Here is a 24,419-nt window from a genome sequence, read left to right as displayed (position 1 = left end):
CCCGGCTCGGATGGGCCGACCGCCTCGATTTCGTTCTGCGGCATCGGTGCGGTAGGCTTTCATCCGGTCTGAGGGGCTATAGCTCAGGCGGTTAGAGCGCTTCGCTGATAACGAAGAGGTCCAAGGTTCAAGTCCTTGTAGCCCCACCACTTCCTCCGACACTCCGTACCATGGGTGTCACGGGGCCTTAGCTCAGTTGGTAGAGCGCCTGCTTTGCAAGCAGGATGTCGGGAGTTCGATTCTCCCAGGCTCCACTCCCTCGGCGTGAGCCTTGCTCCGCTCGTCCCTCTCTTCGCCTCGCTCGGTCGTCGTGCTCGTCTGCGCCTTCGGCGCGCCGCTCCGCGATGGCCGCTCCGCGAGGCCAGCTTGCGCCCGACGATCGGTCGGCCCCGGCTCGAGGTCTCGGGCTCGTCGGGTCTCGCCCAGGGGCGACGGCCGTTCGTGGGACCGCCGCGGATGTGAGCGGCGGGTCGCGCGACCACGGACGGCCGGTCGTGCGGTCACGTCTGCGCGCTGCTGATCGGACGCACCGCGTGGCGGACGGGAGGCGCGGGACCAGGCCGCTCCGCGCCTCCAGTCCGGTGCGGGGCAGCGGAGGCGACCGGCGGGCGCCGAGTGCGCCGGGTGCGCAGGATGTGTGGCTGGTGGTGTGCCGAGCGGGCGGAACACGCCGTGGGTGTGCGTCGAGCGGGCAGAATCCGTCGGCATGACGGCCCGAGCGGGACGTATTTCGCCCGCTCGACTCGCGGTGGCCCGGCCTGGCCGGGCCGGCTCGGCCGGGCCGGCTCGTTCGCGCCGGGGACGACGAAGGGCCCCGGCGTGTGCCGGGGCCCTTCGTACGAACCGGGAGGTCAGGCTGCGGGCTTGCCCGCAGTGTCAGCGTCGTCCGCGACCCAGAGGTCGTCGTCCGCACGGAGCGTCTGGTACGCGGCGTAGGCGGCACCGGCCACGGCCACGACACCCACCACGATCAGCGCGACACCGCCGAAGCCGATGCCCTTCTTCTGGTGCGGCACGTACTTCTCCGCAGCCTTCTTGGCCTTCTTGCCCTTCTTCTGGGCGTTCTTCACGATCTTCTTGACCCGGGGGTCCTTCGCGAGGTCGCCCACGCTGAGGACCGAGCCCGCGGTCGCGACCAGGCCGGGGACGACCTCGGACTGGAATCGGTGTGAAGCGTTCTGCGCTGCGCTCGTGGCAGCGTGCACCCCCGTGGCGACAGCCGGGCGGATGCCGTTGTCGATCGCGTTCTGCACTCGCGGCGCGATGTCCTTGCGAGCAGCGTCCGCGGCGTGGGACCGGGCCTCTGCAAGGATCGCGTTCGCGTGCTCGAGGACCTTGCGCTGCTCGCCGAGGAGCGAGGCGGTCTGGCCCTTGAGCTTCTTGATCTGCTTCCGGCGCTTGCGCGGGATCTCGATCGTCGTCATCTGGTACCTCCATCGGAACGGCGTGACCACCATCCTGCCACCGCAGTGCCTGACAGGTCACGGAGCCTCACCTGTGTGATCCGTCTGACCGTCAGCAGTACATGCGAGAATCGGAACATGTCTCTGCACACCGCTGTCGCAACGATCCACACGAACAAGGGCGACATCCGCGTCAACCTGTTCGGCAACCACGCTCCCAAGACCGTCAAGAACTTCGTCGACCTCGCGACGGGCAAGCAGGAGTGGACGCACCCCGGCACCGGCAAGGTCTCGACCGACAAGCTCTACGACGGGGTCGTCTTCCACCGCATCATCAAGGACTTCATGATCCAGGGCGGCGACCCCCTCGGTCAGGGCATCGGCGGTCCGGGCTACCGCTTCGACGACGAGATCCACCCGGAGCTCACCTTCCAGAACCCGTACATCTTCGCCATGGCGAACGCCGGCATCCAGGGCGGCCGCGGCACGAACGGCTCGCAGTTCTTCATCACCACGGTGGCGACGCCGTGGCTGCAGGGCAAGCACACCATCTTCGGCGAGGTCGCGGACGACGAGTCCCGCGCGGTCGTCGACGCGATCGAGGGCGTGCCGACCGACGGCCGTGACAAGCCGCTCGAGGACGTCGTCATCCAGAGCATCGACGTCGAGGACGTCTGAGCCACCACGTGACCGACCAGGCGTACAACCCGAACAACACCTGCTACCGGCATCCGGACCGGCAGAGCTTCGTGCTCTGCCAGCGCTGCGGGCGGACGATCTGCCCGGAGTGCCAGACGCCGGCCGCGGTCGGGGTGCACTGCCCTGAGTGCGTGCGCGAGCAGCGTGCGCAGTTCCAGGCGAACCGTCGGGCGTCCGGAGGCCCCAGCGGGCTGACGGTCGCCCGGCGGCGGTTCGCCATGCTCGACCAGAAGGCGACGGTCGTGATCGTCGTCGTGTCCGCCGTGCTCTGGTTGCTCAACCAGGTGACCGGCGGGTACGTCAACGCCTGGCTGAGCTACTTCACGCCCGCGATCGGCTCGCAGCCGTGGCGTCTCGTGACCGGGCTGTTCGTCCACTCCTCCTTCTTCCACATCCTGTTCAACATGTGGGCGGTGTGGATCTTCGGGCGGATGCTCGAGAACATCCTCGGCACGTGGCGGTTCGTCGCGCTGTACTTCCTGGCTGGCCTCGGTGGTGACCTCGCCGTCTCGTTGCTGAGCCCCGCGACGCCGGTGGTCGGTGCCTCCGGCGCGATCTTCGGGTTGTTCGCGGCGTTCTTCGTGATCCAGCGGAGCCTCGGTTACAACGCCGTGCAGCTCCTGGTCATCATGGGTCTCAACCTCGTGGTCGGCTTCCTGCCCGGTACCGCGATCTCGTGGCAGGCGCACGTGGGCGGGATCGTCCTCGGGTTCATCACCGGGTTCGTCTTCGCACGCACCCGGAACATCCGGCAGCGGCGTCTGCAGATCGGACTCCTGGTCGCCGAGGCCGTCGTGCTCGTCGGGCTGATCTACGCCGCGTACGCGGGCCTGTCGATCGGTGTCGGCATCTGACACGTCTCGGCGACCATCGCCACCCGAACGCCCCGTTGCGCTGCAGCGGGGCGTTCGTCGTTTCCACAGGCTGCCACGGAGTTGTCCACAGCTGTGGAGAACACGGTGAGTTACACGCGTGTGATTATCCCCACTGTGGACTTAGCTGTGGATAACTCCGGGAGAGGGATGTGGATGAGTGTGTGGAGAGTGTGGAGAACTGTGGAGAACAGGCGTTCTGGGGAACGGTCGACGGCTAGCAGCCCGTCAGCGTTGTGGAGAACGGCCCGGAGTGCCCGCACACACGAGAACGCCCGCCGCACCAGCAGGTGCGACGGGCGTCGGGGCGTGTGTGGCCGGGCTGTTACCGCCAGCGGGTGGTCATGAGGAAGCCGATGAACATGATGCCGAAGCCGATCAGGATGTTCCACGATCCGAGCGACGGCACCGGCAGCGTCGTGTTCGAGATGTAGAAGACGATCACCCAGGCGAGCCCGATGAGCATGAAGCCGAACATGACCGGCTTGAACCACACGGGGTTCGGCTGGTCCCCCGCGGTGTCGACCGAGTCGGCTCGGGTCCTCCGGGCGGGCTTGGTGCGGTCCTTGTCCTTGGCCATGGCCGGTATCCTACCGTGACCACGGGTGTGGGAAGACTCTCAGCCCGCTGCACACATCCCCCACGAGTACGGTGAACCGCCATGACCAAGATCCTCGTCGTCGACAACTACGACAGCTTCGTCTACACGCTGAACGGCTACGTCCAGCAGCTCGGGGCAGAGACCGACGTGGTCCGCAACGATGCCTTCCCGGCGTCCGAGATCGCCGACCGCATCGCGGACTACGACGGCGTGCTGCTGTCCCCCGGACCCGGCACCCCCGCGGACGCCGGTGTCTCCGTCGAGACCGTGCACGCGGCGATCGCGGCGGACAAGCCCCTGCTCGGGGTGTGCCTCGGGCACCAGGCCATCGCCGAGGCGCTCGGCGCGACGGTCACCCACGCCGAGGAGCTCATGCACGGCAAGACCTCGCAGGTCGACCACGACGACAGCCCGCTGTTCGCCGGCGTCCCGCACCCCTTCACGGCCACGCGCTACCACTCGCTCGCGATCGTCGACGGCACGGTCCCCGACGAGCTGACGATCACCGCGCGGACGGGCGGTGGCGTGATCATGGGCGTGCAGCACCGCGAGCACCCCGTGTACGGCGTGCAGTTCCACCCGGAGTCGGTCCTCACGGAGGGCGGCTACCGGATGGTCGGCAACTGGCTGGAAACGACCGGTCTCGAGGGCGCTGCGGAGCGCGCGGCCGGCCTGAACCCGCTCATCGCGGCGCACCGCGCCTGACGACGGCGCCGCGCACACCGAGCGGCCCGTCGCGTGGGACGACCCCACGCCGGATCCGGCGTGGACGTGGCAGAGATGAGCCGCGCCTCCAGGCTGACCTGACGGCCGTCGGATGGCTGCCACAGACGGGAGGCGCGGGTCACGCCCGCCCCGGACCGTCCGTCAGGACGCGGTCAGGTCACTGACCGTCGCCACCGCCGTCGTTCCCGCCGTCCGCCGGTGCCTGCGTCGCCGGCGGTTGGGAGGGCTGGACCGTGCCGGTGCAGTACGTGAGCACGACCGTGCTGCCCTGCGCGATGTCCCCAGCCGGTGCGCTCTGCTGCGTGACCAGACCGCTCGTGCAGGACATGATCGCGTTCGGCGTCACCTTGAGGCCGAGCCCGGTGAGGGTGTCGCTCGCGTTCTGGAACGGCTGCTGCGTCACGTTCGGCAGCTCGACCTTGCCGTTCGAGACGGTGAGGTTCACCACCGTCTCCTTGGTGTGCTTCGACGAGGCCTCGGGGTCGGTGCTCATGACCGTCCCCTCGGGCACCGTCGGCGAGTAGTCGGAGCTGACCGCGCCGACGGCGAAGCCCGCCTGCTCGAGCGCCTTCTGCGCGGCGTCCTGCGTCTGCCCCGCGAGGTCGGGGACGGCGAGCTGCTCGGGGCCGAGCGAGACGATGACGCGGATGTTCTGCTTGCGCGCGACGTTCGTGCCGGACCCGGGTTCGGTGCGGATGACCGATCCCCGGTCGACGTCGTCGGAGTTCTCCTCGACCTTGACCGGGACGAGGTCCTTCTTGTCGAGAGCGGCCGCCGCCGAGTCGTAGGTGGCACCGGCGACGTTCGGCACGCTCACCGACGACGTCACCGGCGGCTTGCCCGGACCGAGGTTCGCGACGAAGAACACGACCGCGACGATGACCGCTGCGGTCAGGATGATGCCGACCCAGATCCACGCCACCGGCGGACGGTTCTGCGTGCGCTGGGGGCGGTGCTCGGCGGTGTCGTCGTCGAGCTCGCGGAAGGCCACCGCCGGGTTCGAGGTCGTGCGGGGGTTGACGCCGAACAGCACCGTGGACGCGTCGTGCGCGGCCTGCTGCTGGAGCTTGCGGGTCGACGCGGGCACCTTGCCCGCTGCGGCCTGCTGGAGTTCGGAGCGGAACTCGGCGGCGTTCTGGTACCGGCGTGTGCGGTCCTTCACCAGGGCGTGCAGCGTGACCGCGTCGAGCGCCGGCGAGACCTCGGGCGTGAGGGACGACGGCGCGACGGGCTGCTCGCTGACGTGCTGGTAGGCGACGGCCACCGGGGTGTCCCCGAGGAACGGCGGGCGCCCGGTGAGCAGCTCGAAGAGCACGACGCCGGTGGAGTAGACGTCGGTGCGGGCGTCGACGGTCTCGCCACGTGCCTGTTCCGGGGAGAAGTACGACGCGGTGCCGAGGATCGACGTGGTCTGGGCGACGGTCGCGGACGTGTCCGTGATGGCCCGGGCGATGCCGAAGTCCATCACCTTGACCTGGCCGGCGTGCGTCACCATGACGTTGGCCGGCTTGATGTCGCGGTGCACGACACCCGCTCGGTGCGAGTACTCGAGCGCGGTCAGGATGCCCTCGGTGATCCGCACGGCCTCGTCCGGGGCGACCGGGCCCTCGCCGATGATGTCGGAGAGCGGTCGGCCCTCGACGTACTCCATGACGATGAACGGCACCTGCACCTCGGCGCCGGAGGTCTCGGTGACGGTCTCCTCGCCGGCGTCGTAGACGCGGACGATCGTCGGGTGCGCCATGCGGGCGGCCGCCTGCGCTTCCTGGCGGAAACGGGTGCGGAACGCCGGGTCGTTGGCGAGGCTGGGCTTCAGCAGCTTGACGGCCACCTTGCGTCCGAGCCGGGTGTCGTTGCCCAGATGCACAGTGGCCATGCCGCCCCGACCGATGACTTCACCGATCTCGTAGCGGTTGGCGAGGAGGGTGATCCCCGCGGTCACACCTTCTGGCACGTACTCCTCCGAATGTCCGTCCGGGCAAGTGTACGGCAGGGTTCGCTGGTGAGACGCTGGTGACCGGGGGCCCGCACGAACCGTTACGCAACGGTGTCGCGAGCCCCCGTCCGGGGGTCGGTCAGTTGCCGTCCTGCGGGCCCTGGCTCGGGTTGTTGCCGTCCGTCGGGTCGACCGTCGGCTCGTCGGTCGCCTGCCAGGTGTCGCTGGACGCGGCCTCGGACGCAGCCGACGCAGCGAGGTTGCCGCACGTCACGGTGTAGCTCAGCGAGGCCGAGGTGTCGACCGCGTCGATCTGCACGGTGACCGATCGGTGGTCGGCGTCGAGCGTGCCCGAGGTCTGGCTCGAGGAGTCCTTGCCGCCGGTGATCGTGTACGCGTACGACGACACGGTGTACCCGGTCGGGCACGTGGCCGCCGCCCAGCTGAAGGTGACCTGGCCGTCGGCGGACACTGCTCCGGGCGACGCCGAGTTCGGCTGGTTGACCGTCGGCTGCGCCGTGTACTGCTGGAGCACGACGAGCGAGCCGACCGCCAGGCTGCCCGTGGGGCTGATCGACTGGACCGTGTTCGCCTGCTCGGCCTTCGGTGCGGGGTCGCCGTCCTCGACGCGCGAGGTCAGCCCGAGACCCTCGAGCTTCGCCTGGGCGTCGGCGACCGACAGCCCGACGAAGTCCGCCGAGTCCACGGTCACGCGGCTCACGGTCGGGGTGTCGCTCGGGGTCGGCGTCTGGGACGGCGTCGACCGGGCCGAGGACTTCGTCGGGGTCGGCTCCGGCTGGCTGTCGCCGGTCAGTGCGACCGCTGCGATCACCCCGCCGATGACGAGGACCGCGAGGACCCCGACGAGCCACCAGATCCACGCGCGCTTCTTCTTCGGCTCCTCGTCCTCGCCGTCGACCGGCGAGCCCGGGGTGCGTGGACCACCGGTGACGGCACCGGCCTGCGTGCCGATGAGGGCGGTCGCCGCGTCGTTGCCCTGCGCCTGGGGTGGGTTGAACGCGACGGTGCCGCCGGCGGCGATGGCCGGGACGGCGACGGTGGCGGCCGCGACGTCGCCACGGCGGAGCGCCTGTGCCGCACGGGCCAGGTTCGCCGCGGTCGCGGGACGGTCGGCGGGCTTCTTCGCGATGCAGGACATCACGAGGGCCGCTACCGGCTCCGGGATGTCCCCCGGGAGTGCCGGCGGCTGCTCGTTGATGTGCGCCATCGCGATGGCGACCTGCGACTCGCCCGTGAACGGCCGGCGTCCGGCCAGGCACTCGTACGCGACGATGCCGAGCGAGTAGATGTCGGTCGACGGCGATGCCGGGTGCCCGCTCGCCTGCTCCGGCGAGAGGTACTGCACGGTGCCCATGACCTGACCGGTCGCGGTGAGCGGCACCTGGTCGGCGATGCGGGCGATGCCGAAGTCGGTGATCTTGACGCGGCCGTCCGGCGTGATGAGCAGGTTGCCCGGCTTGATGTCGCGGTGCACGAGCCCGACGGCGTGTGCGGCCTGCAGGGCGTTCGCGGTCTGCGCGACGATGTCGAGGACCTTGTCGACCGGCAGCGTGTGCTCCCGCTCGATCATGGTCGAGAGCGCCTCGCCGGGGACGAGCTCCATCACGAGGTAGGCGCTGCCGTCCTCCTCGCCGTAGTCGAAGACGTTGGCGATGCCCTCGTGGTTGACGAGCGCGGCGTGGCGGGCCTCGGCGCGGAAGCGCTCGAGGAAGCCCGGGTCGCCGAGGTACTCGTCCTTGAGGATCTTGAGTGCCACGGTCCGGCCGATGACGAGGTCGGTGGCCTGCCACACCTCTCCCATGCCGCCGATGGCGACGCGGGACGAGAGTTGGTACCGCCCACCGAAGGTGAGTCCGCTGGTGGGTCTCATTTGTTCAGCACCGCCTCCATGACTTTCTTCGCGACCGGGGCCGCGACCGTGTTGCCGACTCCGGACTGCCCGAGCCCGCCGCCGTTCCCGACGACGACCGCGACGGCCACCTCGGGGTCCTTCGCCGGGGCGAAGCCCGTGAACCAGAGTGTGTACGGATCGCCCGTGCCGTTCTCGGCCGTGCCCGTCTTCCCTGCGACGTCGACACCGTTGATCTTGGCATTGGTGCCGGTCCCGGAGCTGACGACGCTCTGCATGGCCTCGGTGAGGTCACTCGCCTCGGAGGACGAGAGCGGGTCGCTGTACTGCTTCGGGGAGAACGACTCGACGGTCTTCAGGTCGCTCGTGGTGATCGAGTCGACGAGCGAGGGCTGCATGACCTTGCCGCCGTTCGCGATCCCGGCGGAGACCATCGCCATCTGCAGGGGCGACACCCGGACGCTGGCCTGCCCGAAGGAGCTCAGCATCAGTTGCGCGGTGTCGTCGCTGACGTCCGGGTACTGGCTGGCGGTGGCGCGCATCGGGACCTCGATCGCGTCGCCGAACCCGTACTTGTCGGCCATGCTCTTGATCGCGTCGTAGCCGAGCTTCTGCCCGAGCTCCGCGAACGGGATGTTGCACGAGTACTGGATCGCCGTGCGCAGCTTGACCTTGTCGCCGCCGCCGCACGAGCCGCCCTCGGCGTTGTTGATGTAGGTGCTCGTACCGGGCAGCTGCAGGCGCGAGGGGTTCGGGAACTCGGAGTCGAGGGTGTACTTCCCGCCCTCGAGCGCGGCCGACGCCACGACGAGCTTGAAGACGGACCCGGGCGTGTAGAGGTCGCCGCCGATCGCCCGGTTCTGCAGGGGCTTCGCCGCGTTCGTCTCGAGCGCCTTGTAGTGGTCGATGACGTTCTGCGTGTCGTGCGACGTCAGCGTGTTCGGGTCGTAGCTCTGCTTCGACACCATCGCGAGGATCTTGCCGGTCTTCGGCTGGATCGCCACGACCGCGCCGGTGTTGTCGCCGAGCGCGTCGTACGCCGCCTGCTGGACGTCGGGGTCGATCGTCAGGTTGACGTTGTCGCCCTGGACGTCCTGCCCGGTCAGGATCGCGTTGAGGTTCTGGAAGAACGAGGCGTCGGAGTTGCCGGAGAGCACGGTGTTCTCGGCGCTCTCGATGCCGGCGTTCCCCTGCCCGATCGTGAAGTACCCGGTGACGGCGGAGTAGAGGTCGCCGTTCGTGTACTTCCGCTGGTACTGGTACTGGTCGTCCACCGGGGTCGACTCGGCGATCGGACTGCCGTTGACGAGGATCGCGCCGCGCTTCGTCGAGTAGCTGGCGAGGATGGTCCTCGAGTTCCGGGAGTCCGCGCGGAGCGAGTCCGCCGAGAAGAACTGGATGGACGTCGTCGACACGAAGAGTGCGACGAACATGAGCACGATGACGGTCGAGACACCGCGGAGCTGTCGGTTCACCGGCTGCGCTCCTTCCTGGTCGCCCCGCGGCCACGGGCAGCCGGGATCGCACCCTGCTGCACGCGCTGTTCGGCGGGGATTGCATCGGTCAGGCGCAGCAACATCGCGGCGATGATCCAGTTGGCGACGAGGGACGAACCACCCGCGGCCATGAACGGCGTCGTCAGGCCGGTGACCGGGATCACGCGGGTGATGCCGCCGACGACGACGAACACCTGCAGGGCGATGATGAAGCCGAAGCCCACGCCGAGCAGCTTGCCGAAGTCGTCCTGCGCCATGAACCCGACCCGCAGGCCCCGTGACGCCAGGATGATGAAGAGGGCGAGGATCGCGAAGACGCCGATGAGCCCGAGCTCCTCGCCGAGCGACGCGATGATGTAGTCCGCGTTGGCGACCGGCGTGATGTACGGCCGACCCTGGCCGAGCCCGGTGCCGGTGATCCCGCCGTTCGCGAAGCCGAACAGGCCCTGGACGAGCTGGTAGCTGCCCTGCGTCTGCCGGGTGAAGATCTCCTGGTTGAACGGGTCGAGCCACTGCTCGAACCGGCCGTGCACGTAGACCAGGACGGACTGGGCGACGAGCGCACCGCCGACGAACAGCGCGAGGCCGATGACGACCCAGCTCAGTCGCGCCGTCGCGACGTAGATCATCACGAGGAACAGGCCGAAGTAGAGCAGCGCGGTGCCGAGGTCGCGCTGGAACACCAGGACGCCCATCGCCGCGGCCCACATCACGAGGATCGGGCCGAGGTCGCGGGCACGCGGGAACGTCATGCCGAGGAACTTCCGGCCGACGATCGACAGCGAGTCCCGCGCGGTCACGAGGTAACCGGCGAAGAACAGCGCCATCGTGATCTTGGCGAGCTCACCCGGCTGGAAGGTGAACGATCCGACCTTGATCCAGACCCGCGCGCCGTTCACGTTGAGCCCGATCCCGGGCAGCATCGGCAGCAGCAGCAGCGCGATGGTCAGGAACATGAAGATGTACCGGTACCGCTGCAGGAACCGGTGGTTCCGGACGACCGAGACCGTGATGATCGCCAGCACCATGGCGAGCATGGTCCAGACGATCTGCTTCACGCCGATCGCACCCCAGCCGGTCAGGCCGTTGTGCACGTCGATGCGGTAGATCTCGGCGATCCCGATGCCGTTCAGCACGAGGGCGACCGGCAGGATGAACGGGTCGGCGTTCTTCGCGACGACCCGGAGCACGACGTGCATGACCAGCGCGAGGCCGAGGATGCCCGCGCCGGTCCACAGCACCGAGGTGTCGAAGAGCCTGCCCTTCGTGCCGAGCTGCACGAGCACCATGGCGCCGGCGCAGATGCCGCACGCGATCACCAGCAGCACGAGCTCGAGGTTGCGGGCGCGCGCGGGCTCCCGCAGTTTGATCGTGATCGCCTGCGTGAAGGACTGGGCGGTGGCGCTGCTCATCGCTTCGCCCCGGGAGACGGTGACGGCGATCCGGTCGAGGACGGCGAGGGCGTCGGCGACGGCGAACTGCCGTCACCGCCGGTGCCGGCCTGGTCCTGTCCGGTCGCCGCGGCCTTGCGCAGTCGCTCGACGATCTCCCGCGCGTCGTCGAGCGACTGCGCGTTGATGGTCGAGCGGACGTTCTCGCGGGTGTAGTCCGGCAGTCCGGACACCGAGATGTCGGTGTCCTCGTACACGTCGGACAGGGCGATCGGACCGATCGACTGCTGGACGCCCTTGTAGATCGCGACCGAGCCGCGGTCGGTCCCGACGTAGTAGTGGTCCTGGATGATCCGCCAGCCGAGGAACACGGCACCGACGAGGACGGCGACCGCCACGACGAGCGCGATCGTCCACGAGACCCGGCGACGGATGCGCCGACGGCGGTCCTCGGCGATGAGTTCGGCGAAGAACTGGTCGGACTCCGGTTCGAAGTGCGAGTCCTCGGGGGCCGTCGTGACCTTGAGCGGGTGGAGCAGGATCGTGGGGAGGCGGATCGGCTTGCGTCCGGTCGACGCCTCGAAGGTGAGCGGGGCCGCGGCGGAGCCCACGGTCGTGGCCGCGTCGTCGTCGTCCTCGGGCTCGGTGTCCGTGACGTCCATGACGACGACGGTGACGTTGTCGGGCGCGCCGTGGTCGAGCGTCTCCTTCACGAGGCGCTGCGTGACCTGGTTCGCGTCCATGTTCGACGCGAGCGCGTGCCGGATGCGCTCTTCCGCCAGGTACGACGACAGCCCGTCGGAGCAGAGCAGCCAGCGGTCGCCCGGCTGGATGTCCATGATCGCGGTGTCGACCTCCGGCGCGGCGTCGACGTCGCCGAGCACGCGCATGAGGACGGAGCGACGGGGGTGGACCGCGGCTTCCTCCGGGGTGATCCGGCCGCTGTCCACGAGACGCTGCACGAAGGTGTGGTCGGAGGTGATCTGCTGCAGCTCGCCGTCGCGGTGCCGGTAGATGCGCGAGTCGCCGATGTGCGCGATGGCGACCTGTTCGCCGACGCGGATCATCGCGGACACCGTCGTGCCCATGCCCGTGAGCTCCTGGTGTTCGAACACCGTCTCGGTGATGAGCTGGTTCGCGGCGATGAGCGCCGACTGCAGCGCGAACTCGGCGTCGTGTGCCGACGGGAACTCGCGGTCGACCTCCCGGATGCGCCGGATCGCGATCGCCGAGGCGACGTCGCCCCCGGCGTGCCCGCCCATGCCGTCGGCCACCGCGAACAGGTGCTGCCCGGCGTAGCCGGAGTCCTGGTTGTTCGCGCGGATGCGTCCGACGTGGGACACAGCGGCGCTCAGCGTGCGAGCGGTCATCCCGGGTTACCGCCGCAGCTCGAACGTCGTCGTCCCGATCGTGATCGGCGTCCGCTCGGCCACGGTCACGGGAGCGGTCACCTTCTGACCGTTGACGAACGTGCCGTTCGTGGACTCGAGGTCGGTGAGCACCCAGCCGTCGGCCCGGAGGTCGAGGCGGGCGTGGTTGGTGGACGTGTAGTCGTCTCGGATGACGACGTTGGACTCGCTCGAGCGGCCGATCGTGATCGGTCCGCCGCCGAGCGGCATCTCCATGCCCTCGCGCGATCCCTCGGTGATCACGAGGCGGGTCGCAGCCGGCGTGGCGGGCTGCTGCGCGCCTCCTGGCTGACCGATGAGGTCGGTGAAGGCCCCTGCGGACGCGGCGGCCGGAGCCGCTGCCGCGGGGACGACCGGGGTCGTCGGACCGGACGCACCGGCCTTCGGATCGGTGGGGATCGTGCGCACGCGCTGGCCGAACAGGTCGCTCCGCAGGGCGAAGACGATCACGAACACGAACAGCCAGAGCACCGCGAGGAACGCGAAGCGCAGGACGAGCAGGGTCAGCCCTGTGGTCACCTGGCACCTCCGTCGTTCTCGGGTATCACCCGGAACACCATACGGGTACGACCGATCTCGATCGTGGAATCCGGCTCCACGATGGCCTGCTGGAAGCGCTCACCGTTCAGCTTCGACCCGTTCGTCGACCCGAGGTCGTTGGCCTGGGCGTGCTTGCCGTCCCAGATGACCTCGACGTGCTTCCGGCTCGTCCCGGTGTCGGCGACGGTGATGTCGGCGTCCGTGCCGCGACCGATCACGGTGCGCCCGCGCTGCAGCTTGTGCCGCTGCGAACCGATGTCGAGCACCGCGACCCACGCGACGTCGCGCTGCACGGTCGTCGAGTCGATCTGCAGGATCCCGGTGGAGAGCGTGCCGTCCTGCTGCAGGCGGATCGTGACCGGTCCGGAGAAGGAGTAGTTCTGCGCGACGGCGTGCTGCTGCACCATCTGCGAGAGCTCGTCGACGAGCGGCCGACCGATGTCGTTCATCCGCGTGTAGTCCGGCGGCGCGAGTCGCACGGTGAACTCGTTCGGCACGAGGATGCGTTCGCGTGAGACGACGGCAGCCTTGGTGTCGAGCTCGCGGCGGAGTGCGCTCGAGATCTCGACGGGCTGCACGCCGGAGCGGAAGGTCTTCGCGAACGCGCCGTTCACGGCGCGCTCCAGCCCTCGCTCGAAGCTGTCCAACAGGCCCATGGGTCTCCAGTGTTCTCGGTCGTCGACCTCTGCATGGTAGTGGTTGGCGTCTGGCAGCGTCTGTGCGTGGTAGTGTTCTCGGGCTGGCGCGAGTGGCGGAATTGGTAGACGCGCACGGTTCAGGTCCGTGTGCTGGAAACGGCGTGGGGGTTCAAGTCCCCCCTCGCGCACCAGGCAACGGAGAAGGCCCCCGGAGTGATCCGGGGGCCTTCTCGCGTTCCGTGGCGGCGTCAGTCCCGCGGGTGGTCGGGATCCGCCGGCCTGGAGGCGCGGCTCGGCTCGGCACCGTCGGCGCGCCGGAAGAAGGGGCGCGCGCTGGGCAGGAACAGCAGCACCGCGGCGACGACCGAGAGCAGGATCAGCGCGGTGGAGAGGCCGCCGTCGCTGATGCTCAGGACCGCGCGGAGCGCGGCGATCGCGACGAGGACGATGCGGGCGACGGCCGATCCGCGGAGGACCAGGAACGTCGCGGCGGCCACCAGGGCCCAGACGACGAACGACAGCACGATCGCGAGGGCGCCGCCGAACCCGGTCAGTCCCGCCCCGGACACCGAGACGACGACGGTGGAGACGACGCCGACGACCAGCCAGACGGCCCAGAGGACGACCGCCGTCCGGACGACCGGGGGTGGGGTCCGGCGCGATCGCCTGAGGTCGTTCGTCGTCGTCATGGTCGCCCCGTCCCCGCCGCTCCCTGGTGCGGCGTGACGATCGTACCGGCGGCCTCGGCGCCGGGGCGGGACGCTAGCGTGGCGGCGTGGACGACGCGCGCACGACCGACCCCCGACCCGGCACCTCCGTCCCGGACGCCCGCGGCCGCACCGGCCTCGACGCCGTCGGACGTGGTCTCGACCGCAACCCGGACGTGGTCGTCCGCGACGTCGAGGTCGTGTCCGACGGCTGGCACGTGCTCCGCCGCACCACGCTCGACGTCCGGCGCCGTGACGGTCGCTGGGACCGGCAGCAGCGCGAGACGTACGACAGGGGCAACGGTGCCGCCGTGCTGCCGCACGACCCCGAGCGCGACACCGTGCTGCTCACCCGGCAGTTCCGCTGGCCCGCCTACGTCAACGGCCATCCGGACGGGATGCTCGTCGAGGCGGCGGCGGGGCTCCTCGACGAGGACGACCCGGAGACGGCCGTGCGGCGCGAGGCGACGGAGGAGCTCGGGATCCGGCTCGGCGTCCTCACGAAGGCCTTCGACGCGTTCATGAGTCCGGGGTCCGTGACCGAGCGCGTGCACGGGTACGTCGGCGCCTACTCACCCGCCGACCTCATCGACGCGGGCGGTGGGCTGGAGGACGAGGGCGAGGACATCGAGGTGCTCGAGCTCCCGTTGGACGAAGCCCTGGCGATGGTCGCGGACGGGCGCATCGCCGACGGCAAGACGATCATGCTCCTGCAGTGGGTGGCGTTGCGGCGCTGAGGGCTGCGTCGTCGAGCCCGACGGCGCGGGCGATCGTCGTGCGGACCAGCCCCTCTCGGACGGGTCGGTCGAGGTAGTCCACCAGGGCGTACCCGTTCGTGGCGTCCACGAGCGCGAACAGCAGGCGTCCGACCGCGTCCGGGTCGTCCGTGCGCATGACCCCGGCGCGCACGCCGTCGCGGACCACGCCGGTGGCGAGGGCCTGCCAGTCGTCCATGACCTCGCGGGCGGCGGTCGCGAGGGCCGCGTTCGTCCGGCCGAGGCTCCACGCGTCCGCCCACAGTGCGGCGACGTCGTCGCGGGCCGGGTCGGCGATGCACGCGAGCAGGGTCGCCAGCCGTCCGACCGGGTCGGCCCCCTCGCGCACGATCCGGGCGACCTCGGCCACCTCGGTGCTCGCGACGGTGCGGAAGGTGTCGCCGACGAGGTCCTCCATCGCCGGGCGGTAGTGCGCCACGAGGGACGGCGCCACACCGATGGCCGCGGCGACCCCGCGCAGGGTCACGGCGGCGAGGCCCTCGGCACGGGCGACGGCGACGGCCGCCTCGGCGATCTGGGCGTCCCGCTCGGCCGGGCTCAGGCGCCGGCGGGTCGGTGTGGTCGACACGACGCCAGCCTAGGCGCGGCTCACGCGCCGTCGACGACGAACGCCGCCCAGAGGTCGGCGCGGGTCGCGAACACCGACAGGTCCCGGTCGAGGAGCCGTCCGGCGTGCTCGACCCGGGCGCGTGCGGTGTGCCGGTGGATGCCGAGGGCCTGTGCGGTGCGGTCGTACTCGCAGTTCTGCTCGAGCCAGGCCCGCACGGTGCGGGTGAGCTCGGTCCCGGCCGTCCGGTCGTGGTCGACGAGCGGCGCGAGGAACGCGCGTGCCACGGCCCCGGCGTCGACGTCCACGTGGGCGAGGTGGGCGAGCACCCCCTCGCGGGCGAGGTCGCCGAACTCGGTGGTGCCAGGGCGTCCCTGACGGCGTCGGTCGAGCGCCTGCACGGCCTCGGTCCGGGCGCGGCCGAAGTACCGGTAGGAGGCGCCGTCCGAGAGGCCGGCGTGCAGGTCGAAGCGGTCCACGAGCTCCTCGACGATCCCGGTGTCCTCGGCGCCGACGCACAGGAAGAGCTCGTCGTCCGTCGCGAAGAAGAGCTGCCCGGGGCGGTCCTGCACCCAGAGTTCGAGCAGGTCGACCACGGTGTCGAGGTCCTGGTCGGGGACGTCCACGGCGGCGATCCGGACGGGCTCCGGCGGCAACGGTCCCCACACCTCGCGCGAGGTCGAGTCCACCACGGCGGGGTCGCCCACCGACAGCATCGTCAGGAGTCCGGTGCGGAGGAGCCCTCGCGCACGGGCGAGCTCGCGGTTCTGCTGCAGTGCGAGACCGGCCAGCGCGATCACCGCGGTCACGACCTCGCGGCCGGCCCGGTCGAGCGTCCCGCCGTTCGCGATCGCGAGGACGCCGCTGAGGTGTCCGCCGCTGCCGAGCGTCTGCAGCGTGAACCCGGTGCGGTGCTCGGTCGTCACCGGCAGGCTCGCACGCGCACCGGCACGGAGCAGCCGGAGCGATTCGGCCCGGAGCACCTCGAGGTCCTCGGTCGTGACGCCCGCTGCCGGGTGTCCACGGTCGAGCCGCCCGGAGAGGTCGAACAGTCCGACCCACCCGTCGAGCTGCCGGGACAGCTCGGCGATGGTCGCCCCGAGGCCGTCCGGACGCATGGCCGCGAGCGAGATGGCGCGCTGCGCGGCGAGGGCCCAGGCGTTCCGGGCGTTGGCGTCACGGGCGACGGCGTCCGCGTTCGCCTGCGCGACGGCGATGAACGAGGTCGCGTACGGCACCTCGAAGAGTGCGAGCCCCTGCTCGGTGCAGGCGTCGACCAGCTGTGGCGGGGTGCCGGTGCGCACGACCTCGTCGCCGAACCCGAGCGCGACCACGCCCCGGCGCACCAGTCGGGCGACGTAGGCGTCGGCGACCTCAGCCGTGACCTCGGTGTCCACGCCGAACTGGGTGCCCGTGGTGAGCAGTCCCTGCCCGTCCGCGAGGAACGGCGTCGGGTCCTCGAGGTCCGAGCTGTGCAGCCAGGACAGTGGCGCGTCGAGGGCCGCGTCGGTCGCCGTGAGGAGCCGGAGCCGCAGGTCGGCGCGGTGCAGCAGGGAGCGCAGGGTCGCGGGCATGGGTACACCCTATCCCTCGCGGCGATCGAGGTGGCCGTCGGTGTACACGATGGACAGCCCCGCCGTGGGCGGGTGGCTCCTACGATCGCCGCATGTCCTCCACCGCTGCACCCTCGACCAGCGCCGCCACGGGTGGCCCCTCGCTGCCGCAGGAACGGCGGCTCGTCACCGAGGTGCCGGGTCCCCGCTCCCGAGCGCTCCTCGAACGGAAGGCCGCCGCCGTCGCGTCTGGTGTCGGGGTCGCGGTGCCGATCGCGGTCGTCGCGGCCGGTGGCGGCGTGGTCGTCGACGCGGACGGCAACTCGCTCGTGGACCTCGGCTCCGGGATCGCCGTCACGAGCGTCGGCAACGCGCACCCCGGCGTCGTCGCCGCCGTGCAGGAGCAGGTCCAGGCGTTCACCCACACGTGCTTCACCATCGCCGCCTACGACGGGTACGTCGAGGTCGCCGAGGCGCTCAACCGGCTCACCCCCGGTGACCACGCCAAGAAGACCGCCCTGTTCAACTCCGGCGCCGAGGCGGTCGAGAACGCGGTGAAGATCGCCCGCAAGCACACCGGCAGGCAGGCGATCGTGGTGTTCGACCACGCCTACCACGGCCGGACGAACCTGACGATGGCGCTCACCGCGAAGAACCAGCCCTACAAGAACGGCTTCGGTCCGTTCGCCCCCGAGGTCTACCGCGTCCCGATGTCGTACCCGTTCCGCGACGGCGGGCTGTCCGGCGTCGAGGCCGCGAAGCGCGCGATCACGCAGATCGAGAAGCAGGTCGGCGCCGAGAACACCGCCGCGGTGCTCGTCGAGCCGATCCAGGGCGAGGGCGGCTTCGTCGTGCCGGCCCCCGGCTTCCTCGCCGCGCTGTCGGAGTGGACCACCGCGAACGGCGTCGTGTTCATCGCCGACGAGGTGCAGACCGGCTTCGCCCGCACCGGCGCGATGTTCGCGAGCGAGCACGAGGGCATCGTCCCCGACGTCGTGACGACCGCGAAGGGCATGGCCGGCGGGATGCCGCTGTCCGCCGTCACCGGGCGTGCGGAGATCATGGACTCCGCCCACGTCGGCGGGCTCGGCGGCACCTACGGCGGCAACCCGGTCGCGTGCGCCGCAGCGCTCGCCGCGATCCACGCCTTCGAGCACGACGGGCTGGTCGAGCGCGCGGCGGCGATCGGCGACGTGCTGCTCGGACGGCTCCGCGCCGCGCAGTCGACCGACCCCCGCATCGGCGACGTCCGTGGCCGCGGTGCCATGGTCGCGATCGAGCTCGTCGACCCGGCCACCGGCGAACCCGACGCCGCGCTCACCGGCCGTGTGGTCGAGTACGCGTACGAGCACGGCGTGATCGTGCTCACCGCGGGGACGTACGGCAACGTCCTCCGCTTCCTCCCCCCGCTCGCGATCGACGACGCCCTCCTCGGCGAAGGCCTGGACGTCGTCCTGGAAGGACTCGCCGCAGCATGACCGACACCCAGACCGACCACAGCACCCGCACCGACCGCAGCGCGGCCGTCCGCACCGACGCCGAACGCGAGCTCCTCGCGACGGTCCCCACGGGCCTCCTGATCGACGGCACCTGGCGAGCGGCGTCCGACGGTGCGACGTTCCCGGTGGTCGACCCGTCGACCGGCGAGACGCTCCTCGAGATCGCCGATGCAACCCCCGAGGACGGTGTCGCCGCCCTGGACGCCGCCGAAGCGGCCAAGCGCGGCTGGGCGACGACCCCGCCGCGCCAGCGTGCCGAGGTCCTCCGCCGCGCCTTCGACCTGCTCCAGGAACGTCGTGCCGACTTCGCCCTCCTCATGACCCTCGAGATGGGCAAGCCCCTCGCCGAGGCGAACGGCGAGGTCACCTACGGCGGCGAGTTCCTCCGCTGGTTCTCCGAGGAGGCCGTCCGCATCGGCGGCTCCTACGGCACGAACCCCGAGGGCACCGGCCGCGCGATCGTCAGCCACAAGCCGGTCGGTCCGGCGTTCCTCATCACCCCGTGGAACTTCCCCCTGGCGATGGCCACCCGCAAGGTCGCCCCCGCGCTCGCCGCCGGGTGCACGGTCGTCGTGAAGCCCGCCGAGCTCACCCCGCTCACCACCCTGCTGTTCGCCGACCTGCTGCTCGAGGCCGGTGTGCCAGCCGGGGTCGTCAACGTCGTGCCGACCACCCACGCCGGTGCGCTCTCCGAGCCGATCATCGCCGACCCGAGACTCCGGAAGCTGTCCTTCACCGGGTCGACGCCGGTCGGCCGGACCCTCCTCGCGCAGGCGGCGCAGAACGTGCTACGGACGAGCATGGAGCTCGGCGGCAACGCCCCGTTCCTCGTGTTCGCCGACGCGGACCTCGACCTCGCCGTCGACGGTGCGCTCGCCGCGAAGTTCCGGAACACCGGGCAGGCGTGCACCGCGGCCAACCGGTTCCTCGTGCACGAGGACGTCGCCGAGGAGTTCGCCCGGCGGCTCACGGCACGCGTCGAGGCCATGGCCGTCGGTCGCGGCACCGAGGACGGCGTCGCCATCGGACCGCTCATCGACCAGCGCGCCGTCGACAAGGCGCACCGGCTCGTCACCGACGCGCTCGACCGCGGCGCCAGCCTCCGGACCGGTGGCCACCCCGTCGACGGCCCCGGCACGTTCTACGCGCCGACCGTCGTCACCGACGTGCAGCCCGGCAGCGACCTGCTCCACGACGAGATCTTCGGACCCGTCCTCGCGATCCGCACGTTCTCGACCGAGGACGAGGCGATCGACGCGGCGAACGACACCGAGTACGGCCTCGTCGGCTACGCCTTCACCGAGGACCCGGCCCGCGGGCAGCGGCTCATGGAGCAGCTCGAGACCGGCATGCTGGGGCTCAACACCGGCGTCGTCTCGAACGCGTCGGCGCCGTTCGGCGGGGTCAAGCAGTCCGGCCTCGGCCGCGAGGGCGGCGGCGAGGGCATCGCCGAGTACCTCGAGACCATGTACACGCTGACGCCCGACCCGTTCGGGCGCACGAAGGGAGCGCAGCGATGACCATCGAGAAGGACGTCGTCGTCATCGGCGCCGGGGTCACCGGCCTCATCGCCGCGAACCGGCTCGTCGCCGAGGGGAAGACCGTGGCGGTGCTCGAGGCCCGCGACCGCGTCGGCGGCCGCACGTGGACGAACGACATCGAGGGCGTCACCCTCGAGATCGGCGGCCAGTGGGTGTCCCCGGACCAGACCGCGCTCCTCGAGACCCTCGACGAGCTCGGACTCGACACCTACGACCGCTACCGCGAGGGCTCCAGCGTCTACGTCGACGAGCACGGCACCCGCACCGAGTACACCGGCGACATCTTCCCGCTGCCCGAGGCCACCGCCGTCGAGATCGAGCGGCTCGTGGCCGTCGTCGACGAGTACGTCGCGAAGGTCGATCCCGACCGTCCGTGGGAGACCCCGGACGCCGCGGCGCTCGACGAGGTCTCCTTCCGTGAGTGGCTCCGCCGGCTGAGCGACGACCGGGTCGCGACCGAGAACGTCGAGCTGTTCATCGCCGGCGCCATGCTGACGAAGCCCGCCCACACCTTCTCGGCACTGCAGGCGCTGCTCATGGCGGCCTCCGCGGGGAGCTTCTCGAACCTCGTCGACGCCGACTTCATCCTCGACAAGCGCGTCGTCGGCGGGATGCAGCAGGTCTCCGAGCGGCTCGCCGAGCGGCTCGGCGCCGACGTCCACCTGAACGCCCCGGTCCGCACGCTGCGCTGGGACGACGAGGGGGTCGTCGCGCTCGCCGACGGCGGCATCGAGGTCCGTGCCCGCCAGGCGCTCGTGGCCGTGCCACCGCCCCTGTACTCGCGCATCTCCTACGAGCCGCCGCTGCCCCGCCGGCAGCACCAGCTCCACCAGCACCTGTCGATGGGCTTCGTCATCAAGGTGCACGCCGTCTACGACCGGCCGTTCTGGCGGGGCGCCGGGCTGTCCGGGACCGCGTTCAGCCCGTACGAGCTCGTGCACGAGGCGTACGACAACTCCATGCACGGCTCGGAGCAGGGAACGCTCGTCGGCTTCGTCTCCGACCAGCACGCCGACGACGTCTTCGCGCTGTCGCCGGCGGACCGCAAGGCCCGGGTGCTCGACTCCCTCGCCCACTACTACGGCGACGAGGCACGTCGTCCGGTCGTCTACTACGAGAGCGACTGGGGCACCGAGGAGTGGACCCGTGGCGCGTACGCGGCGAGCTTCGACCTCGGTGGACTCGTCCGCTACGGCGCCGACCAGCGCGCGGCGGTCGGACCGATCCGCTTCGCGTCGAGCGACCTCGCCGGCCACGGGTACCAGCACGTGGACGGGGCGGTGCGGATGGGCCGCGAAGCGGCCGCCGAGATCCTCGCGGCCCTGCCGCAGCCGGCGGTGCAGTAGACCCACGGCGAGACGGACGGGAGGCGCGGTGCCAGCCCGCATCGTCCCTCCCGTCACGGCCGTCGTGCCGCTGGCGCGTCACGACGGAACCGGCGGGTGGGGCCCTCCTCCCGTCCGTCATCGGTGTGGGTCCGCTCGGTACGGTCGTCCCATGGGAGACCAGCACGACGAGGCCGTGGCGATCCGCCCGGCGACCGCCGCCGACGCCGAGGGGATCGCGCGCGTGCACACCACGTCGTGGCGCGAGACCTACGGCCGGTTCGTGGACGATCCGGACAGCAGCCCGTGGTTCGACCTGGGACGGCGACTCGAGATGTGGCGCGGGAACCTCGCACAGAGGGCGTTCGACGCCGTCGTCGCCGAGGACGCCACGGGGATCGTCGGTTTCGCCGCGGTCCAGCCGACGTCGGAACCCGACGCCGTGCGGCCGGAGGAGCTCACCATGCTCTACGTGCTCGAGCGTGCCCACGGGGGCGGAGCCGGTCAGGGCCTCCTCGACGCCGTGCTCGGTGCGCGTCCGGCATCGCTGTGGGTCGCCGAGGACAACCCGCGGGCGCACGCCTTCTACCGACGGAACGGCTTCGTCGCCGACGGCGCGACGTCGAGCTTCGGCCCGATCGACACGACGGTGCGGCTCGTCCGCTGAGCGTCCCGCCGCTGGACGGACACCGGACGCAGCGCGCGTACGGTCCGGGACATGACGGACACCAGCGGAGCCAGCGACCCCACAGACGCCGAACGGCAGTACACCGAGGACCTGCCGGACGGCTCGCCCTCGGGCGATGCCACGAAGGACCCGGAGCAGGACAGCGACCACGACTCCGGCGGCGAGCCCGCAGACCCCGAGTAGCGCGGTCTGGTCCGCGCCCTCGTCAGTCGGCGGCGCGGATGGGTTCGCCGGTGTCAGGATCCCAACCGACGACCCGGGGCTGCGCGACCTTCGGTGCACGGCGGGGTCGCGGCGGGAAGTACCCGCGAGCAGCGGGCAGGTACGGCACGAGCGCGGCGACGGCGCCCAGTGCGCCGTTCACGGTGGTGAGTCCGTACGGCGGCAGGAGCGCGCCGATGGCTCCGACCACACCGAGCACGGCCATCCAGAACCGCGCGCGTCCGGAGCCACGACCGACGCGGAGTGCACCGAACACGAACCAGGCGAGGAGCGCCAGCCCGACGACGAACGGCACCAGGGTCCAGGGGCCACCGGACGACACCGTCCCGGGCAGGTCCACGAGCCGTGCGACCAGGTCGCACGCGAACAGCACGAGCCAGAGCACGACGGCAGCGGTCACGAGGACGGGTCGGGAAGTCGGGGAACCGGTGGTCACGTGGTGATCCTAGAGCTGGAGTTGCGCTGCGCACCACGGAGTGAGTCCGCTGGTCGGGCTGCCGGACCTCAGACCTCGACGAGCCGCTCGGCTGCCGCACGCGCCGCCGCCGCCCAGGGCCTGGACGGGTCGGCCTGCGCGCTCGCCATCGCGCCGTCGTAGAGGAGGCAGAGCTGCAGTGCCGTGCCGTCGGGGTCCGCCGTGCCGGCATCGGTGAGCAGCGACGTGAAGAGGGTCCGGACCCACGCACGGTGCTCGAGTGTCACGTCGTGCGTCGGGTGCCCGGCGCCGTACTCCGCCTCGACGTTGATGAACGGGCAGCCGCGGTACCCCGGCGCTTCGAACCACTCCCCGAGCAGGTCGAACACCGCCAGGACGTGGTCGCGCGGCGTGCTGCCACGCTCGGGGAGCTCGACCGCGACGTGCTCCTGCCACGACCGGCTCCGACCCTGGAGGTAGCCGAGCACGAGGTCGTCCTTCGTCCGGAAGTGCGTGTAGAGGCTCGCCTTCGAGATGTCCGCCTCGGCAGCGACCTGGTCCACCCCGACCGCGTGGATCCCCTGCTCGTAGAAGAGCCGGTCGGCGGTGGCGACCGCACGCTCGTACGCGGGGCGGCGGCGCGTGCGGCCGGTCGTGGTTTCGGACATGGTTTGACTTTACTGCACTGATCTGTACAGTTACCTGCACCGTAACCAAACCGATCTGTTCAGTTAGGACATCGACCATGACCACCACCGCCCTCGTCACCGGATCCACCAGCGGCATCGGCCGCGCCACCGCCGAACGCCTCGCCGCCCAGGGGATGCACGTCGTCGTCTCCGGCCGGAACGCCGAGCGGGGTGACGAGGTCGTGCGGGGGATCCGGGCTGCCGGCGGCGCGGCCGACTTCGTCCGCGCGGACCTGCGCGACGCCACCAGCGCGAAGGAGCTCGCCGAGGCGGCCCTCGCGATCGGTGACGGGCGGGTCGACGTGCTCGTCAACAGCGCGGGCATCTTCCCCTTCGGTGCCACGGCTGACACCACCTCGGACGGTTTCGACGAGGTGTACGACATCAACGTGAAGGCGCCCTACTTCCTGGTCGCCGCCCTCGCGCCGGGGATGGCCGAGCGCGGCGCGGGCGCGATCGTGAACGTCACGACGATGGTCGCGGAGTTCGGAGCGGCGGGCATGGGCCTGTACGGCTCGACGAAGGCCGCGCTCGTCCTGCTGACGAAGTCGTGGGCGGCCGAGTTCGGCCCCGCCGGTGTCCGCGTGAACGCCGTGAGCCCCGGCCCGACCCGGACCGAGGGCACGGCTGCGATGGGGGAGAGCCTCGATCAGCTCGCCGCGGCCGGTCCCGCCGGCCGTCCGGGCACCGCCGGCGAGATCGCCGAGGCGATCGTGTTCCTCGCGACGGATGCAGCGTCCTTCGTGCACGGCGCGGTCCTGCCGGTGGACGGTGGCCGGATCGCGGTCTGACGCGACCCGCTGACGGACGGGAGGCGCGGTTCCAGCTGGTACCGCGCCTCCCGTCCTGCACGCAGCCGCGTCACGGATCGCCCGC

The 24,419-nt window shown here is 70.9% G+C and carries 24 protein-coding genes and 3 tRNA genes; 13 read left to right on the top strand and 14 right to left on the bottom strand.

Annotation, left to right across the window (positions count from 1 at the left end; translation table 11 throughout):
* Positions 1–72: 72 nt before the first annotated feature.
* Both ACIQUC_RS09605 and ACIQUC_RS09600 read left to right on the top strand, forming a co-directional pair.
* Positions 73–149: transfer RNA gene (locus ACIQUC_RS09605), tRNA-Ile, on the top strand.
* A 32-nt stretch (positions 150–181) separates the two neighbouring features.
* A tRNA-Ala gene (locus ACIQUC_RS09600) sits at positions 182–254 on the top strand.
* A 597-nt stretch (positions 255–851) separates the two neighbouring features.
* Here the strand turns inward: ACIQUC_RS09600 and ACIQUC_RS09595 are convergent.
* Positions 852–1,424 (bottom strand): hypothetical protein, encoded by a 573-nt coding sequence (locus ACIQUC_RS09595; protein ID WP_022907013.1) that lies wholly within the window; start codon positions 1,422–1,424, stop codon positions 852–854.
* A gap of 117 nt (positions 1,425–1,541) precedes the next feature.
* Here ACIQUC_RS09595 and ACIQUC_RS09590 point away from each other — a divergent pair, with 117 nt between their 5' ends.
* Complete coding sequence (locus ACIQUC_RS09590) at positions 1,542–2,081, top strand: peptidylprolyl isomerase (RefSeq protein ID WP_402266050.1); 540 nt, start codon at positions 1,542–1,544, stop codon at positions 2,079–2,081.
* Between the two features lie 8 nt (positions 2,082–2,089).
* Positions 2,090–2,956 carry a rhomboid family intramembrane serine protease gene (locus tag ACIQUC_RS09585; RefSeq protein ID WP_402266047.1) on the top strand — a complete coding sequence of 289 codons (867 nt, stop codon included), beginning with the start codon at positions 2,090–2,092 and terminating at the stop codon, positions 2,954–2,956.
* Between the two features lie 343 nt (positions 2,957–3,299).
* Here ACIQUC_RS09585 and ACIQUC_RS09580 read toward each other — a convergent pair whose 3' ends face one another.
* Positions 3,300–3,554 (bottom strand): cell division protein CrgA, encoded by a 255-nt coding sequence (locus ACIQUC_RS09580; protein ID WP_022907010.1) that lies wholly within the window; start codon positions 3,552–3,554, stop codon positions 3,300–3,302.
* A gap of 81 nt (positions 3,555–3,635) precedes the next feature.
* Here ACIQUC_RS09580 and ACIQUC_RS09575 point away from each other — a divergent pair, with 81 nt between their 5' ends.
* The gene (locus tag ACIQUC_RS09575; protein ID WP_402266043.1) at positions 3,636–4,280 is read left to right on the top strand and encodes an anthranilate synthase component II; all 645 of its coding nucleotides are present in this window, start codon (positions 3,636–3,638) and stop codon (positions 4,278–4,280) included.
* A gap of 178 nt (positions 4,281–4,458) precedes the next feature.
* Here ACIQUC_RS09575 and pknB read toward each other — a convergent pair whose 3' ends face one another.
* The 7 genes from pknB to ACIQUC_RS09540 all read right to left on the bottom strand — a co-directional run bounded on the left by pknB (position 4,459) and on the right by ACIQUC_RS09540 (position 13,599).
* The gene (pknB, locus tag ACIQUC_RS09570) at positions 4,459–6,255 is read right to left on the bottom strand and encodes a Stk1 family PASTA domain-containing Ser/Thr kinase (protein ID WP_402266041.1); all 1,797 of its coding nucleotides are present in this window, start codon (positions 6,253–6,255) and stop codon (positions 4,459–4,461) included.
* A gap of 121 nt (positions 6,256–6,376) precedes the next feature.
* Positions 6,377–8,128 (bottom strand): protein kinase, encoded by a 1,752-nt coding sequence (locus ACIQUC_RS09565; RefSeq protein WP_402266038.1) that lies wholly within the window; start codon positions 8,126–8,128, stop codon positions 6,377–6,379.
* Positions 8,125–9,582 carry a peptidoglycan D,D-transpeptidase FtsI family protein gene (locus ACIQUC_RS09560; RefSeq protein WP_402266036.1) on the bottom strand — a complete coding sequence of 486 codons (1,458 nt, stop codon included), beginning with the start codon at positions 9,580–9,582 and terminating at the stop codon, positions 8,125–8,127. The genes ACIQUC_RS09565 and ACIQUC_RS09560 overlap by 4 nt, the downstream gene beginning before the upstream one ends.
* Positions 9,579–11,015 (bottom strand): FtsW/RodA/SpoVE family cell cycle protein, encoded by a 1,437-nt coding sequence (locus ACIQUC_RS09555; RefSeq protein WP_402266034.1) that lies wholly within the window; start codon positions 11,013–11,015, stop codon positions 9,579–9,581. The genes ACIQUC_RS09560 and ACIQUC_RS09555 overlap by 4 nt, the downstream gene beginning before the upstream one ends.
* Complete coding sequence (locus ACIQUC_RS09550; RefSeq protein ID WP_402266032.1) at positions 11,012–12,364, bottom strand: Stp1/IreP family PP2C-type Ser/Thr phosphatase; 1,353 nt, start codon at positions 12,362–12,364, stop codon at positions 11,012–11,014. Before ACIQUC_RS09550 ends, ACIQUC_RS09555 begins: the two co-directional genes overlap by 4 nt.
* 6 nt (positions 12,365–12,370) lie before the next feature.
* Positions 12,371–12,922, bottom strand: a complete 552-nt coding sequence (locus tag ACIQUC_RS09545) for an FHA domain-containing protein (RefSeq protein WP_022907894.1) — start codon at positions 12,920–12,922, stop codon at positions 12,371–12,373.
* Complete coding sequence (locus ACIQUC_RS09540; RefSeq protein WP_022907895.1) at positions 12,919–13,599, bottom strand: DUF3662 and FHA domain-containing protein; 681 nt, start codon at positions 13,597–13,599, stop codon at positions 12,919–12,921. The genes ACIQUC_RS09545 and ACIQUC_RS09540 overlap by 4 nt, the downstream gene beginning before the upstream one ends.
* Positions 13,600–13,685: 86 nt before the next feature.
* Between ACIQUC_RS09540 and ACIQUC_RS09535 the strand changes: the two genes are divergently transcribed.
* Positions 13,686–13,772, top strand: a tRNA-Leu gene (locus tag ACIQUC_RS09535).
* A 57-nt stretch (positions 13,773–13,829) separates the two neighbouring features.
* On the opposite strand, the gene ACIQUC_RS09530 is transcribed toward ACIQUC_RS09535, so the two are convergent.
* Entirely contained in the window at positions 13,830–14,270 is a 441-nt protein-coding gene (locus ACIQUC_RS09530; RefSeq protein ID WP_402266029.1) for a hypothetical protein, read from the bottom strand.
* Positions 14,271–14,356: 86 nt separating this feature from the next.
* Here ACIQUC_RS09530 and ACIQUC_RS09525 point away from each other — a divergent pair, with 86 nt between their 5' ends.
* A complete protein-coding gene (locus tag ACIQUC_RS09525; RefSeq protein ID WP_402266027.1) occupies positions 14,357–15,025 on the top strand; it encodes an NUDIX domain-containing protein in 669 nt (222 codons plus the stop codon).
* On the opposite strand, the gene ACIQUC_RS09520 is transcribed toward ACIQUC_RS09525, so the two are convergent.
* Together ACIQUC_RS09520 and ACIQUC_RS09515 are read right to left on the bottom strand one after the other, a co-directional pair.
* Positions 14,991–15,632, bottom strand: a complete 642-nt coding sequence (locus ACIQUC_RS09520; protein WP_402266025.1) for a TetR family transcriptional regulator — start codon at positions 15,630–15,632, stop codon at positions 14,991–14,993. The two genes, ACIQUC_RS09525 and ACIQUC_RS09520, sit on opposite strands and share 35 nt — an antisense overlap.
* A gap of 20 nt (positions 15,633–15,652) precedes the next feature.
* Positions 15,653–17,185 carry a PucR family transcriptional regulator gene (locus tag ACIQUC_RS09515; RefSeq protein ID WP_402266022.1) on the bottom strand — a complete coding sequence of 511 codons (1,533 nt, stop codon included), beginning with the start codon at positions 17,183–17,185 and terminating at the stop codon, positions 15,653–15,655.
* A gap of 92 nt (positions 17,186–17,277) precedes the next feature.
* Between ACIQUC_RS09515 and gabT the strand changes: the two genes are divergently transcribed.
* From gabT to ACIQUC_RS09490, 5 genes are all read left to right on the top strand, one after another.
* A complete protein-coding gene (gene gabT, locus ACIQUC_RS09510) occupies positions 17,278–18,642 on the top strand; it encodes a 4-aminobutyrate--2-oxoglutarate transaminase (protein ID WP_402266020.1) in 1,365 nt (454 codons plus the stop codon).
* Positions 18,639–20,183, top strand: a complete 1,545-nt coding sequence (locus tag ACIQUC_RS09505) for an NAD-dependent succinate-semialdehyde dehydrogenase (RefSeq protein ID WP_402266018.1) — start codon at positions 18,639–18,641, stop codon at positions 20,181–20,183. Before gabT ends, ACIQUC_RS09505 begins: the two co-directional genes overlap by 4 nt.
* Complete coding sequence (locus ACIQUC_RS09500) at positions 20,180–21,550, top strand: flavin monoamine oxidase family protein (protein ID WP_402266016.1); 1,371 nt, start codon at positions 20,180–20,182, stop codon at positions 21,548–21,550. The genes ACIQUC_RS09505 and ACIQUC_RS09500 overlap by 4 nt, the downstream gene beginning before the upstream one ends.
* A 151-nt stretch (positions 21,551–21,701) precedes the next feature.
* Complete coding sequence (locus ACIQUC_RS09495; RefSeq protein ID WP_402266013.1) at positions 21,702–22,196, top strand: GNAT family N-acetyltransferase; 495 nt, start codon at positions 21,702–21,704, stop codon at positions 22,194–22,196.
* Positions 22,197–22,247: 51 nt separating this feature from the next.
* Positions 22,248–22,400, top strand: a complete 153-nt coding sequence (locus tag ACIQUC_RS09490) for a hypothetical protein (RefSeq protein ID WP_402266011.1) — start codon at positions 22,248–22,250, stop codon at positions 22,398–22,400.
* 22 nt (positions 22,401–22,422) lie between these two features.
* Here the strand turns inward: ACIQUC_RS09490 and ACIQUC_RS09485 are convergent, their stop codons facing one another.
* Positions 22,423–22,875 carry a hypothetical protein gene (locus tag ACIQUC_RS09485; RefSeq protein ID WP_022907905.1) on the bottom strand — a complete coding sequence of 151 codons (453 nt, stop codon included), beginning with the start codon at positions 22,873–22,875 and terminating at the stop codon, positions 22,423–22,425.
* Positions 22,876–22,943: 68 nt separating this feature from the next.
* Positions 22,944–23,522 carry a TetR/AcrR family transcriptional regulator gene (locus tag ACIQUC_RS09480; protein WP_402266008.1) on the bottom strand — a complete coding sequence of 193 codons (579 nt, stop codon included), beginning with the start codon at positions 23,520–23,522 and terminating at the stop codon, positions 22,944–22,946.
* 77 nt (positions 23,523–23,599) lie between these two features.
* On the opposite strand from ACIQUC_RS09480, the gene ACIQUC_RS09475 reads away from it, so the two are divergent.
* Positions 23,600–24,334: an SDR family NAD(P)-dependent oxidoreductase gene (locus tag ACIQUC_RS09475; protein ID WP_402266005.1), complete on the top strand. Its 735-nt coding sequence runs from the start codon at positions 23,600–23,602 to the stop codon at positions 24,332–24,334.
* Positions 24,335–24,419: the final 85 nt, after the last annotated feature.

Source organism: Curtobacterium sp. NPDC098951, assembly GCF_044759965.1.
Taxonomy (GTDB): domain Bacteria; phylum Actinomycetota; class Actinomycetes; order Actinomycetales; family Microbacteriaceae; genus Curtobacterium.
Note: the sequence above shows the minus strand (reverse complement) of the source record. Positions and strands in the feature narration are given on the sequence as shown.

What these genes read in the sequence shown, in the direction of transcription:
- ACIQUC_RS09515 (WP_402266022.1), bottom strand. Translation starts at nt 17,185, where the DNA reads ATGCCCGCGACCCTGCGCTCCCTGCTGCACCGCGCCGACCTGCGGCTC.
- ACIQUC_RS09555 (WP_402266034.1), bottom strand. Translation starts at nt 11,015, where the DNA reads ATGAGCAGCGCCACCGCCCAGTCCTTCACGCAGGCGATCACGATCAAA.
- ACIQUC_RS09580 (WP_022907010.1), bottom strand. Translation starts at nt 3,554, where the DNA reads ATGGCCAAGGACAAGGACCGCACCAAGCCCGCCCGGAGGACCCGAGCC.
- ACIQUC_RS09475 (WP_402266005.1), top strand. Translation starts at nt 23,600, where the DNA reads ATGACCACCACCGCCCTCGTCACCGGATCCACCAGCGGCATCGGCCGC.
- ACIQUC_RS09500 (WP_402266016.1), top strand. Translation starts at nt 20,180, where the DNA reads ATGACCATCGAGAAGGACGTCGTCGTCATCGGCGCCGGGGTCACCGGC.
- gabT (WP_402266020.1), top strand. Translation starts at nt 17,278, where the DNA reads ATGTCCTCCACCGCTGCACCCTCGACCAGCGCCGCCACGGGTGGCCCC.
- ACIQUC_RS09495 (WP_402266013.1), top strand. Translation starts at nt 21,702, where the DNA reads ATGGGAGACCAGCACGACGAGGCCGTGGCGATCCGCCCGGCGACCGCC.
- ACIQUC_RS09565 (WP_402266038.1), bottom strand. Translation starts at nt 8,128, where the DNA reads ATGAGACCCACCAGCGGACTCACCTTCGGTGGGCGGTACCAACTCTCG.
- ACIQUC_RS09575 (WP_402266043.1), top strand. Translation starts at nt 3,636, where the DNA reads ATGACCAAGATCCTCGTCGTCGACAACTACGACAGCTTCGTCTACACG.
- ACIQUC_RS09595 (WP_022907013.1), bottom strand. Translation starts at nt 1,424, where the DNA reads ATGACGACGATCGAGATCCCGCGCAAGCGCCGGAAGCAGATCAAGAAG.
- ACIQUC_RS09505 (WP_402266018.1), top strand. Translation starts at nt 18,639, where the DNA reads ATGACCGACACCCAGACCGACCACAGCACCCGCACCGACCGCAGCGCG.
- ACIQUC_RS09550 (WP_402266032.1), bottom strand. Translation starts at nt 12,364, where the DNA reads ATGACCGCTCGCACGCTGAGCGCCGCTGTGTCCCACGTCGGACGCATC.
- ACIQUC_RS09590 (WP_402266050.1), top strand. Translation starts at nt 1,542, where the DNA reads ATGTCTCTGCACACCGCTGTCGCAACGATCCACACGAACAAGGGCGAC.
- ACIQUC_RS09530 (WP_402266029.1), bottom strand. Translation starts at nt 14,270, where the DNA reads ATGACGACGACGAACGACCTCAGGCGATCGCGCCGGACCCCACCCCCG.
- ACIQUC_RS09480 (WP_402266008.1), bottom strand. Translation starts at nt 23,522, where the DNA reads ATGTCCGAAACCACGACCGGCCGCACGCGCCGCCGCCCCGCGTACGAG.
- ACIQUC_RS09540 (WP_022907895.1), bottom strand. Translation starts at nt 13,599, where the DNA reads ATGGGCCTGTTGGACAGCTTCGAGCGAGGGCTGGAGCGCGCCGTGAAC.
- ACIQUC_RS09490 (WP_402266011.1), top strand. Translation starts at nt 22,248, where the DNA reads ATGACGGACACCAGCGGAGCCAGCGACCCCACAGACGCCGAACGGCAG.